Origin of the sequence: Arthrobacter zhaoguopingii, from assembly GCF_009828595.1 — a bacterium.
Lineage (GTDB): Bacteria > Actinomycetota > Actinomycetes > Actinomycetales > Micrococcaceae > Arthrobacter_D > Arthrobacter_D zhaoguopingii.
The window spans coordinates 152,755-164,707 of sequence record NZ_WPNY01000008.1; the positions used below are offsets into that span (position 1 = coordinate 152,755).

Annotated in this window: 8 protein-coding genes; 6 read left to right on the plus strand and 2 right to left on the minus strand. The window is 67.7% G+C overall.

What is annotated here, in order from left to right; all coding sequences use genetic code 11:
• The first annotated feature begins 45 nt into the window (after positions 1 to 45).
• From leuC to GVV86_RS12205, 6 genes are all read left to right on the plus strand, one after another.
• On the plus strand, positions 46 to 1,536 hold the full coding sequence (gene leuC, locus GVV86_RS12180) for a 3-isopropylmalate dehydratase large subunit (protein ID WP_159618340.1): 1,491 nt from the start codon (positions 46 to 48) through the stop codon (positions 1,534 to 1,536).
• 10 nt (positions 1,537 to 1,546) lie between these two features.
• Positions 1,547 to 2,146, plus strand: a complete 600-nt coding sequence (gene leuD / locus GVV86_RS12185; protein ID WP_133402138.1) for a 3-isopropylmalate dehydratase small subunit — start codon at positions 1,547 to 1,549, stop codon at positions 2,144 to 2,146.
• Positions 2,147 to 2,396: 250 nt separating this feature from the next.
• The gene (gene murA, locus GVV86_RS12190; RefSeq protein WP_159618338.1) at positions 2,397 to 3,746 is read left to right on the plus strand and encodes a UDP-N-acetylglucosamine 1-carboxyvinyltransferase; all 1,350 of its coding nucleotides are present in this window, start codon (positions 2,397 to 2,399) and stop codon (positions 3,744 to 3,746) included.
• 18 nt (positions 3,747 to 3,764) lie between these two features.
• Positions 3,765 to 4,523, plus strand: coding sequence for a lysophospholipid acyltransferase family protein (locus tag GVV86_RS12195; RefSeq protein ID WP_159618336.1), 759 nt, complete (start codon positions 3,765 to 3,767; stop codon positions 4,521 to 4,523).
• A gap of 17 nt (positions 4,524 to 4,540) precedes the next feature.
• Complete coding sequence (locus tag GVV86_RS12200) at positions 4,541 to 5,572, plus strand: NAD(P)H-dependent glycerol-3-phosphate dehydrogenase (protein WP_159802970.1); 1,032 nt, start codon at positions 4,541 to 4,543, stop codon at positions 5,570 to 5,572.
• Positions 5,569 to 6,714, plus strand: coding sequence for a D-alanine--D-alanine ligase family protein (locus GVV86_RS12205; RefSeq protein WP_159802957.1), 1,146 nt, complete (start codon positions 5,569 to 5,571; stop codon positions 6,712 to 6,714). Before GVV86_RS12200 ends, GVV86_RS12205 begins: the two co-directional genes overlap by 4 nt.
• Before the next feature lie 114 nt (positions 6,715 to 6,828).
• On the opposite strand, the gene GVV86_RS12210 is transcribed toward GVV86_RS12205, so the two are convergent.
• Together GVV86_RS12210 and GVV86_RS12215 are read right to left on the minus strand one after the other, a co-directional pair.
• Positions 6,829 to 10,338 (minus strand): bifunctional proline dehydrogenase/L-glutamate gamma-semialdehyde dehydrogenase, encoded by a 3,510-nt coding sequence (locus tag GVV86_RS12210; RefSeq protein WP_159802958.1) that lies wholly within the window; start codon positions 10,336 to 10,338, stop codon positions 6,829 to 6,831.
• 59 nt (positions 10,339 to 10,397) lie between these two features.
• The gene (locus GVV86_RS12215; protein WP_159618330.1) at positions 10,398 to 11,885 is read right to left on the minus strand and encodes an amino acid permease; all 1,488 of its coding nucleotides are present in this window, start codon (positions 11,883 to 11,885) and stop codon (positions 10,398 to 10,400) included.
• Between the last annotated feature and the right edge of the window lie 68 nt (positions 11,886 to 11,953).

An 11,953-nucleotide genomic window follows, 5' to 3' on the forward strand; every position in this document is an offset into this window, starting at 1 on the left:
AACAGCAGGTTTGCGCCAATGCGGACGAGCGGTGGAGGAAACACCATGGGCAAGACACTGGCAGAGAAGGTCTGGGACTCGCACATCGTCCGCAAGGGCGAGGTCGTTGGCGCCGAAGCCGAGCCCGACCTTCTCTACATCGACCTCCACCTCATCCACGAGGTGACCTCACCACAGGCCTTCGAAGGCCTGCGGCTGGCTGGACGCCGGCTCCGCCGGCCAGACCTCACCATTGCCACCGAGGATCACAACACCCCGACCCTCGATATCGACAAGCCGATCGCCGACCCCACCAGCCGGACACAGATCGAAACCCTGAGGGCGAACTGCCGCGAATTCGGGGTCCGCCTCCACTCCCTGGGCGACGCCGAGCAGGGCATCGTGCACGTCGTCGGCCCGCAGCTGGGCCTCACCCAGCCGGGACTGACGGTCGTCTGTGGAGACTCCCACACCTCCACCCACGGCGCCTTCGGTGCCCTGGCCATGGGCATCGGCACCTCCGAGGTGGAGCACGTCATGGCCACGCAGACCCTGTCGCTGAAGCCCTTCAAGACCATGGCCATCACGGTCGAGGGCACGCTCAAGCCCGGAGTCACGGCGAAGGACATCATCCTGGCCGTGATCGCGAAGATCGGCACCGGAGGCGGGCAGGGCTACGTCCTTGAATACCGCGGTTCGGCCATCCGTGCGCTGTCGATGGAAGCGCGCATGACCATCTGCAATATGTCGATCGAGGCAGGGGCCCGTGCCGGTATGGTGGCCCCGGATGAGACGACCTTCGAGTACCTGTTGGGCCGGCCGCACGCTCCCGAGGGCGCCGACTGGGAGGCCGCCGTCGAGAACTGGCGCGGACTGGTCACCGACGACGACGCGGTGTTCGACGCCGAGGTGTACCTCAACGCAGACGACCTCGAACCGTTCGTCACCTGGGGCACGAACCCGGGGCAGGGAGTCTCGCTGTCCCAGGCCGTGCCCTCGCCTGCGGACTTCGCCGACGAGAACGACCGGGCCGCCTGCGAACGCGCCCTCGAGTACATGGCGCTCGAGGCCGGCACCCCCATGAAGGAGATCCGGGTCGACACGGTGTTCCTCGGCTCGTGCACCAACAGCCGGATCGAGGACCTCCGCATCGCCGCCGACATCATCCGCGGGCGGGCAAAGGACCCGGACGTCCGCATGATGGTCGTTCCCGGTTCCGCCCGGGTGCGCCTCGAGGCCGAGGCGGAGGGCCTCGATCAGGTCTTCAAGGACTTCGGCGCCGAATGGCGCTTCGCAGGCTGCTCGATGTGCCTGGGCATGAACCCGGACCAGCTGGCGCCGGGGGAGCGGTGCGCCTCCACCTCGAACCGCAACTTCGAGGGGCGGCAGGGCAAGGGCGGACGCACGCATCTCGTCTCGCCCGTCGTCGCCGCCGCCACGGCGGTGCGGGGGACCCTGAGTTCGCCGTCCGACCTCGGCCCGGTCCCGCCGTCGAGCAGCGGAAGAGGCGCCCCGGGCGCCTTCGCGACCACCCCGTCCGCTACCCCAGCCGCCTAGGAGCGCCGCCATGGAAAAGATCACCACGCACACCGGCATCGGTGTTCCGCTGCGCCAGAGCAATGTCGATACCGACCAGATCATCCCCGCCGTCTATCTCAAACGGATCACCCGGACCGGCTTCGAGGACGCGCTTTTCGCGGCCTGGCGCAAGGATGAGAATTTCATCCTCAACCGGGAGCCCTACACCCGCGGCTCGGTACTCGTCGCGGGCCCCGACTTCGGCACCGGATCATCCCGGGAACACGCCGTGTGGGCGCTCAAGGACTTCGGCTTCCGGGCCGTGCTCTCCTCCCGCTTCGCCGACATCTTCCGGGGCAACTCGGGCAAGCAGGGACTCGTGGCCGCCCAGGTCGCCCAGGACGACATCGAGCTGATCTGGAAGGTGCTCGAGAACGAGCCCGGGGCCACAGTGACCGTTGACCTCCAGGCCCGCACGGCCGTCTGCGGTCCGGTGAGTGCGCCTTTCCAGATCGATGACTACACGCGCTGGCGGCTGCTCGAGGGGCTCGACGACATCGGGCTGACCCTCCGCCATGAGCCCGACATCACCGCGTTCGAGGCCACCCGGCCGAGTTTCCGGCCCACCACCCTCCCGGTGCGCACCTAGCCCCGGTCCGGCGCACCGCCCCCCGCTCAGGGAGTGCCAAAGCTTTCCGGACCCCGTTCCGAACTGCCCGCCAAAACCGGTGTGATCCTGCTTGCGTTAAGGAATCTTGCCCGCCGTTCCGCGGTTCTAACCGTTGGGCAAGGCAGGAATGAACTAGCCTTGCATTTCAGTTCGGTTCGACAAGCTCCTATGCTGTACTCGGGCAATCACGTTCTGCGGGGGCATATTTGTATGAGGAAATTAGGTATTCATGGGTAACGTTCTGACCATCCGCGGTGGGGTTCCACTGAACGGAAAGGTCTCAGTCCGCGGGGCGAAGAACCTCGTGCCGAAGGCCATGGTGGCGTCCCTGCTGGGAAACACCCCGTCCGTCCTGCGCAACGTCCCTGAGATCAAAGACGTTGAGGTTGTCACCAGCCTGCTGCGCCTCCATGGCGTGGAGGTCACCAAGGACCCCGTCACCGGCGACCTCACCATGGATCCCAGCGCCGCGAAGATGGCGCAGTCGAAGGACATCGATGCGCACGCCGGCGACTCGCGCATCCCCATCCTCTTTTGCGGCCCCCTGATGCACAGCATCGGGGAGGCGTTCATCCCCGACCTCGGCGGATGCAAGATCGGCGACCGCCCCATCGACTACCACCTCCAGGTGCTGCGCAACTTCGGCGCCGTCGTCGACAAGCGCCCCGGCGGCATCTCCATCTCCGCCCCGAAGGGCCTCCACGGCGCCAAGCTGTCGCTTCCCTACCCCAGCGTCGGAGCCACCGAGCAGGTGCTGCTGACCGCGATCCGCGCCGAAGGCATCACCGAGCTCTCCGGCGCCGCAGTCGAGCCCGAAATCATGGATCTCATCGCAGTGCTGCAGAAGATGGGCGCCATCATCACGGTCCAGACCGACCGGGTCATCCGCATCGAGGGCGTCCGGGAACTGACCGGCTACAACCACAAGGCCATCTCCGACCGCAACGAGACCGCCTCCTGGGCCTCGGCGGCACTGGTCACCAAGGGCGACATCTACGTCGAGGGCGCACGCCAGCTCGACCTCACCGCCTTCCTCAACACGTACCGGAAGGTCGGCGGCGCCTTCGACGTCGACGACGACGGGATCCGCTTCTACCACCCCGGCGGCCCGCTCAAGCCGTTGGTCCTCGAGACGGACGTGCACCCCGGGTTCATGACGGACTGGCAGCAGCCCCTCGTCGTCGCGCTCACCCAGGCCTCGGGCGTCTCAATCGTCCATGAGACCGTCTACGAGAACCGGTTCGGCTTCACTGAGGCCCTGATCCGCATGGGCGCAAACATCCAGGTCCACCGGGAATGCCTCGGCAGTGTGCCGTGCCGCTTCGGCCAGCGGAACTTCCTCCACTCCGCCGTCATCTCGGGCCCGACGCAGCTGCGCGGGGCAGACATCGACATCCCCGACCTGCGGGGCGGCTTCAGCCACCTCATCGCAGCCCTGGCGGCCGAAGGAACCTCCCGGGTGACGGGCATCGAGCTCATCAACCGCGGATACGAGCGCTTCCAGGACAAGCTCGAGGGCCTTGGCGCCGATTTCGACATCACGGAGGAAGCCCCGCTCTTCGCCGCGGGACTCCTCTAGGCCCGGGGCGCACCAGCCATGGGTGAAACAGGCACGTCACGGGCCACTTTTACGGTGCTCGCCGCAATCCTGCGTCCGGTCATGAACCTGCTGATGAACAAGCAGTGGATTGACACGCAGAAACTGCCCCGGGACTCGGGCTTCATCCTGTGCCCGAACCACGTCACCGAGATCGACCCGATCGTCATCGGGCACTACCTTTACAACAACAAGGTGATGCCCCACTTCCTGGCGAAGGCGTCGCTGTTCTCGGTGCCCGTCCTGGGGCACGCGCTGCGCGCCACCCGGCAGATCCCGGTGGAGCGCACCACCGCGGGAGCGAACCGGTCCCTCGAGGCGGCCCAGCAGGCCATCGCCGATGGCGGCGGGATCATCGTCTACCCCGAAGGCACCCTCACCCGCGATCCGGGGATGTGGCCGATGAAGGGCCGGACCGGTGCCGCCCGCCTGGCTCTGCAGACCGGCGCGCCCGTGGTGCCCATGGCGCACTGGGGAGCGCACGAGGTCTTTCCCCGGTACGCCCGGCGCCTCTACCTCTTCCCACGGAAGACCTCACGGGTCATCGTCGGGGATCCCGTGGACCTCAGCGACTTCCGGGACCGCCCGATCACCCGGGACACGCTGAACGAGGCAACCGACCGCATCCTTGACGCCGTCACCGCGCTCCTGGCCGAACTGCGCGGAGAGCAGCCGCCGGCGGAGCGCTGGGACCCGGCCGCAAAGCGCCAGAAACGGACAGGCCGTGACTTCGACGCGGCGGAGGAGGACAACGAGTGAGTGCTGGAACGTCCCGCATGGGACGCCCGGTGCCCACCCGTGTCGCCGTCCTCGGAGCGGGAAGCTGGGGGACCACCTTCGCGAAGGTCCTCGCCGACTCCTCGAAGGATGCGACGGTCCGGCTCTGGGCCCGCCGTGAAGAGGTCACCCTCGAGATCAACGGCTCCCGGCGCAACAGCAGGTATCTTGGTGACGTCGTCCTGCCCGGCAACATCACCGCGTCGAGCGATGTCGGCGCCGTCCTCGCGGATGCCCAGCTCGTCGTCCTGGCTGTCCCGGCGCAGACCCTGCGCCCCCAGCTGGCCGGCTGGAAGGCCCTGATCCCCGACGGCGCCGTCGTCGTCTCGCTGATGAAGGGCCTCGAGGTCGGCACCGACGCGCGCATGAGCGAAGTGATCGCCGCCGAGCTCAGCCTTCCCGCCGACCGCGTCGCCGTGGTGTCGGGGCCGAACCTGGCGATGGAAATCGCCCGTCAGGAGCCCACGGCCTCGGTGGTCGCCTGCTCGGACCACGACGTCGCCGCCTGGATCGCTACCGCCTGCACCGCCTCCTACTTCCGGCCCTACACCACCACGGACGTGGTCGGGGTGGAGATCGGGGGCATCGTCAAGAACGTCATCGCCCTGGCTGTCGGCATCTGCGAGGGACGGAGGATGGGGGACAACACCAAGGCCTCGGTCATCACCCGCGGCCTTGCCGAGACGACTCGACTGGCCGTGGCGCTGGGCGCGCGGGCCGAGACCCTCGCCGGACTCGCCGGGATGGGCGATCTCATCGCCACCTGCTCCTCCGCGCTGTCCCGCAACCACACCGCCGGGCACCTGCTTGGCCAGGGCCTCACCCTTGAGCAGGTCACAGTGCGCATGAACCAGACCGCCGAGGGAATCAAGTCGGCCCAGGCCGTGCTCGACCTCGCCACCCAGCTCGGCGTCGACATGCCGATCACCGATAATGTTGTGGCAGTGCTCCAGGGGAGTATTTCAGTTAACGATCTGGGACCACGCCTGCTGGCCCGTGACCTCAAACCGGAAGGCGAACATACTCCGTGACAAGTGAATCCACTCCGGGGCGCAGGCCCCGCGTCCTTGTCCTGTTCGGGGGGCGCTCCAGTGAGCACTCGGTCAGCTGCGTCACCGCCGCCGGCGTGCTCAACGCGATCGACCGGTCGAAGTACGACGTCGTTCCGGTGGGCATCGCCAAGAACGGGCAGTGGGCGCTGGTGTCCGAGGATCCCTCCCAGTGGTCGCTGAGCTCCGGCACCCTCCCCGAGGTGACGGCCTCATCCGAGTCCGTCGCTATCTCCTCGGCGGCCTTCCCCGGCGCTGCCCGGGGCCAGGAACTGATGGTGACGGCACCGGATTCGATGCCGCGCAGCCTCGGCGGCGTCGACGTCGTTTTGCCCCTGCTGCACGGGCCGTTCGGTGAGGACGGAACGATCCAGGGAATGCTCGAGATGGCGGACATCCGCTACGTCGGCGCCGGAGTCCTGGCCTCCGCCGTCGGCATGGACAAGCACTACATGAAAGTCGTGTTCGCGTCGGCCGGACTGAAGGTGGGCCCTTACGCGGTGTTCACCAACCGACAGTGGGAGAAGGACAGCGAGGAGTGCCTGCGGCGCGCCGCGGACCTCGACTTCCCCGTGTTCGTGAAGCCGGCGCGCGCAGGATCATCGATGGGGATCAGCCGGGTCGACACCGCGGCGGGCCTGCGGCAGGCCATCGAAGCCGCGCGGGTCTTCGACCCCAAGGTCATCGTCGAGGCGGGCATCGACGGACGCGAGATCGAGGTCGCCGTCCTGCAGGGCCGGGGCACCCAGGATCCGCGGACCTCGCTGCCCGGGGAGATCGCGGTGCACCAAGGCGGCCACGACTGGTATGACTTCGAGGCCAAGTACGTCGACGGGAACGCCGCGCAGCTGAGCTGCCCCGCGGACCTTCCGCCGCACGTCACCGATCAGGTCCGGGACCTGGCTGCGCAGGCCTTCGACGCGGTGGGGGCCGAGGGGCTGTCCCGGGTCGACTTTTTCTACACCCCGGCAGGCGAGCTGATCATCAATGAGATCAACACCATGCCCGGATTCACCCCGATCAGCATGTACCCGCAGATGTGGGCCAAGTCGGGTCTCACCTACACCGACCTCATCGACGAGCTGATCGAACTGGCGCTCGAGCGCAGGACCGGCCTGCGCTGACAGCCCGCACGGCGACCACCGGCGGCCGCCCGCGCAGTGCCATGGTCGTCCCGACTACGCGGAAGCGCCCCTCCCCGTATCGGGGAGGGGCGCTTCTGGTTGGGCGTATCTGGGCTAGATCAGGCCCACCGAGAGCTCGTTCTTGGTACCGAACCGGTGGGCGGTGATGCTGACCGCCTGCTCGTGCAGGAAGGGCAGCATTTCGACCCGGCCGGCCTCGGTGACGGGCTGGGAGTACACGGCCAGGTCGGGGCGTCCGCCGGTTGCCCTGGCCAGGGACGCTGGGTCGCCGCCGATGAGGCGGATGCGTCCGGCTTCGTGGCGGGCAACGGACACCAGCCACTCCTCGTCGGTTTCGATGGTGACCGAAGCCGCGAAGGTGCGGACCGCCGTCGAGAGCGCGCTGGTCAGCTCCACGGCCGAGGACACGCGAACGGTTGAACCGGCGGCCGCCGCGGCAGCGAGGACGCGGATCAGCTTGACGACCGGCTCACCATCGGCGAGGCGCACAGTCACGGGGACCGGGAGGTAACGGAACACGTTCCGCTCCGCCGTGAGCGCCGAAACGTCCTTGGCCGCACCGAACTCGTCCGCCCAGGCCGCTGCGTCGGAGGCCGCCGCGCGCTGGAGCATCGCGAAGTCGCCTTCGCGCAGCTCAGAGCCGGCGTCGGGCGCCACGGCGGCCAGGAGCGGCTGCGCAGCCGGAACCGGCTCGGCCGAGGCGGTTGACTCGCGCGTGCTCCAGTTGCCCAGCCCGACGAGGTAGTTCGGTCCGCCGGCCTTGGTGCCCGCACCAACGGCGGACTTCTTCCACCCGCCGAACGGCTGACGCTGGACGATCGCTCCGGTGGTGCTGCGGTTCACGTACAGGTTGCCGGCCTGGATGGAGTCGATCCACGTGCCGATCTCCTCCGGGTTGAGCGAGTGCAGCCCGGCGGTCAGGCCGTAGTCGACCTGGTTGGCGATCTCGATTGCCTCGTCGATCGTCTCTGCGGTCATGACGCCGAGGATCGGACCGAAGTACTCGGTGAGGTGGTATTCGGAGCCGCGCTTAACGCCGGCGCGCACGCCGGGGCTCCACAGCCGGCCCGTGTCGTCGAGCTTGCGGGGCTGGATCAGCCAGTTCTCGTCCTCGCCGAGCTTCGTCAGGCCATCGAGCAGCTTGCCGGAGGCGGGCTCGATGACCGGACCCATCTGCGTGGCCGGATCCGAGGGGTAGCCGACCTTCAGAGACGTGACTGCATCGACGAGCTGGTTGCGGAAGCGCTGGGAGTGCCGCACGCTGCCCACGAGGATCACCAGGGACGCAGCCGAGCACTTCTGGCCCGCATGGCCGAAGGCCGAGTACGCCACGTCCTTGGCCGCGAGATCGAAGTCCGCGCTCGGGGTGACGATGATCGAGTTCTTGCCCGAAGTCTCCGCCAGCAGGGGAAGGTCCTGGCGGAAGGAACGGAACAGCTGGGCCGTCTCGTACCCACCGGTCAGGATGACCCGGTCGACGCGCGCGTCGGAGATCAGCTTGGTGCCCAGGGAACGCTCATCGAGGTGGACGAGCTGGAGGACGCCGCGCGGAACGCCGGCCTCCCACAGTGCCTCCACCATTACCGAACCGCTGCGCGGCGCCTGCCCAGCGGGCTTGATGATCACCGAGGAGCCGGCCGCCAGAGCCGCCAGGGTCGACCCTGCGGGGATGGCCACCGGGAAGTTCCACGGGGGAGTGACGACGGTGAGCTTTGCCGGCGTGTAGACCGCGCCGTCGACGTCGTCGAGCCCGCGGGCGAGCTCGGCGTAGTAGTGCGCGAAGTCGATCGCCTCGGAGATCTCGGGGTCGGACTGGTCGAGGGTCTTCCCTGTTTCGGCCGCCATGACCTCCATCAGGTCGGCACGGCGGGCCGCCAGGGCGTCACCGGCGCGGTGCAGGATCTCCGCACGCTCAGCGCCGCTCAGGGCACCCCAGGCGTCGGCCTCGGCGATGGCCTCGGCGATGACGCGCTCAAGGGCCTCGGAGTCAAACAGGGTGGTCGCGGCGACCGTCGCTTCGCCCAGGCCGGAACTCTCGACCCGCTTCAGCACCGCGCGGCCCCAGCGGCGGTTGGCCGGCAGGGACGGATCGGTGTCAGGGGTATTGGTGAAGCCGGCCGCGGGCGCGGGAGGCTCGGGCTGGTTGCGGTCCTGCGTGCGGTTTGGGCCGGGCACCGTGTCGTCCAGGGCCTCGAGCGAGCGGAGGAACCGGTCCTCCTCACGGGCGAACAGGGCCTCGTTCGAGGAGAGCTCGAACACCGCCGACATGAAGTTGTCCTGGCTGGCGCCCTCTTCGAGGCGGCGGATCAGGTAGGCGATGGCGACGTCGAACTCCCGGGGGTGCACCACCGGAGTGTAGAGCAGCAGCGAGCCCACGTCCTTCTTGACCGCCTCCGCCTGGCCCTGGGCCATGCCGAGGAGCATCTCGAACTCGATGCCGTCGCGGACGCCGCGCTCACCGGCGAGGAGCCAGGCGAACGCGAGGTCGAAGAGGTTGTGGCCGGCGACGCCGATGCGTACGTTGCCGATGCGGTCGGGGTGAAGGGCGTAGTTGAGCACCCGCTTGTAGTGGGTATCGGATTCCTGCTTGGAGCCCCAGGTGGCCAGGGGCCAGTCGTGGAGGGAGGCCTCGACCTGTTCCATCGGCAGGTTGGCGCCCTTGACGACGCGGACCTTGATCGCGGCGCCGCCTTCGGCGCGGCGCTTGGCTGCCCATTCCTGCAGGCGGATCATCGCCGCGAGGGAGTCCGGCAGGTAGGCCTGGAGCACGATGCCGGCCTCGAGGTTCTTGAACTCGGGGCGGTCAAGGATCGCGGTGAAGACCGCAATCGTCAGGTCGAGGTCCTTGTACTCCTCCATGTCCAGGTTGATGAACTTGGCCGGGGTGGAGGACACAGCGAGTTCGTACAGCGGCGTCAGCTTCTCGGTCACGTGCTGCACGGCTTCCTCGAACGCCCAGGGGGAGTGGGGGGAGACGGTCGAGGAGACCTTGATGGAGACGTAGTCGACATCCGGACGGGCGAGGAGCTTCATGGTGCCCTCGAGGCGGCGCTCTGCTTCGTGCTCGCCCAGAACGGCCTCACCGAGGAGGTTGACGTTCAGCCGGGTGTCGTCCTTGCGGATCTTGCTGATCGACTTGCCGAGCTTCTTGTCGGAGGCGTCGATGATCAGGTGGCCGACCATCTCACGCAGCACCCGCCGCGCCACCGGAATGACGACCTGCGGCAGGACCGGGGCCACGGTGGCGCCCAGGCGCACAGCGGAACGCATGTACCAGGGGAGGAAGCCGGGCACCTTGGGGGCGATGGCGGCGAGGTTGCGCGCCGCGACCGACAGATCCTCGGGGCGGATCACGCCGTCGACGAATCCCACGGTGAACTCAAGGCCGTGCGGATCCTTGAGGACGCCCGCCAGCTGCTCGGCGGAGGCGTCGACCGGAATCTTGGCAGCCTCCGTGAGCCAGCGGCGCACCAGCGCCGTAGCCTCTGCCGCGAGGTGCTCAGGAATTGGACCGGAGCCTGCGGCGTCCGGACCGGTGGCGCCAGCGGCGCCTGTTCCGCCGTCGGAGATGATGTCTCCGCGGTCGGACAGTGAGCTAGTCATGATTTCTGTATCCATTCAACTGTTACTGGCGCCGCCCTGGTGGGCGGAGCGGGGGCCGGTTACGCCGGGTCAGGCGTTCCGGACACTTTGGTGTGGCGCGGGCTGCTGGGGTTCATCAGGGAGTGCTTGCGGCCGTAAAACCAGTAGATGATCAGGCCAATGACGAGCCAGATGCCGAACCGCACCCAGGTTTCGAATTCGAGCTGGAGCATCAGGAAACCGGAGGCCAGCACGCCGAAGGCCGGAACGACCGGCATCCAGGGCAGGCGGAACGTCCGCGGAGCGTCAGGAGCCTTGCGGCGCAGGACGATGACCGCAATACAGACGACGACGAACGCGGCGAGGATGCCGATGTTCGTGAGGTCGGCGACGGCGCGGATCGGGAACACCCCGGCGAGCAGGGCGGCCGCGATGCCGGCGATCCAGGTGACGCGCTGCGGGGTGCCGTGGCGGTCGGTCCCGGAGAACCAGGCGGGAAGCAGGCCGTCGCGGCTCATGGAGAACCAAACCCGGGTGACGCCGAGGAGGAAGGTCAGCATGACCGTGAGGATCGAGATGACGGCGAACGCCGAGATGATGGTCGCGATCACGGGCAGGCCGACCGACTGGAAGGCGGAGGCGAAGCCGGCGGTGGGACTGATTTCGGTGTAGTTCTGCATCCCGGTCAGCACGAGGGTGGCCAGGACGTAGAGGAACATGGCGATGGCCAGAGAGAGCAGGATCGCCTTGGGCATGTGCTTCTTGCCGTCCGTCGCCTCCTCGGCGGCGGTGCTCATGGCGTCATAGCCGAACACCGCGAAGAACACTGTGGCCGCGCCGGCGAAAATGGCACCGAAGCCGGAGGGCAGGAACGGCGTGTAGTTGTCGACATTGACGTAGAAGAACCCAAGGCCGACGATGCCGAGGATCAGCAGGATTTTCAGCCCGACGGCGATCAGTTCGAAGCGGCCGAAGGTCTTCGTGCCGCGGCTGAGGATGAAGGTGATGAGCAGGCACACCACGATCGCGGGCACGTTGACGAGCCCGCCCTCGATGGTGTCCGGTGTGCCCTGCATCCAGACCGGGACCTGGATACTGATGCCGGACATGAATTCGGTGAAGTAACCGGAGATGCCGATGGCGACGACGGCGACGATTGCAATGTACTCAAGCAGCAGGTCCCAGCCGATGAACCAGCCGATAATCTCCCCGAGGGCTACGTACCCGTAGGTGTAGGCGGAACCGGCGCGCGGAATCATCCCCGCGAACTCCGCGTAGGACAGGGCCGCCGCCGCGCTGGCCAGGCCTGCGACGAGGAAGGAGATCAGGACGGCGGGCCCAACGGGCTGGCCGTCCTCACCGCCGTTCGCCACGAGTCCGGCCAGGGTGAAGATGCCGACGCCGATGATTCCGCCGACGCCGATGGCCGTCAGCTGCCACAGTCCCAGGCTTTTGAAGAGCTTGGTTCCACCCTTTTCATCCTCGACGTCGTCGATCGGCTTCCGCCGAAGAATGGAGGTTGAAGAGCCACCCGTTGGCGGAAGGCCTCGGTCTGATGTGTTCGTCATAATGGTCCGTCTGGGAGAGGGGCAGGGTCGGCCACGCTGGTGTCGCACGAGAAACACAGTGGTGTCCG

Excerpts from the sequence above, each read along its gene's own strand:
- leuC (WP_159618340.1), top strand. The coding sequence starts at position 46 with ATGGGCAAGACACTGGCAGAGAAGGTCTGGGACTCGCACATCGTCCGC.
- leuD (WP_133402138.1), top strand. The coding sequence starts at position 1,547 with ATGGAAAAGATCACCACGCACACCGGCATCGGTGTTCCGCTGCGCCAG.
- murA (WP_159618338.1), top strand. The coding sequence starts at position 2,397 with ATGGGTAACGTTCTGACCATCCGCGGTGGGGTTCCACTGAACGGAAAG.
- GVV86_RS12195 (WP_159618336.1), top strand. The coding sequence starts at position 3,765 with ATGGGTGAAACAGGCACGTCACGGGCCACTTTTACGGTGCTCGCCGCA.
- GVV86_RS12200 (WP_159802970.1), top strand. The coding sequence starts at position 4,541 with ATGGGACGCCCGGTGCCCACCCGTGTCGCCGTCCTCGGAGCGGGAAGC.
- GVV86_RS12210 (WP_159802958.1), bottom strand. The coding sequence starts at position 10,338 with ATGACTAGCTCACTGTCCGACCGCGGAGACATCATCTCCGACGGCGGA.
- GVV86_RS12215 (WP_159618330.1), bottom strand. The coding sequence starts at position 11,885 with ATGACGAACACATCAGACCGAGGCCTTCCGCCAACGGGTGGCTCTTCA.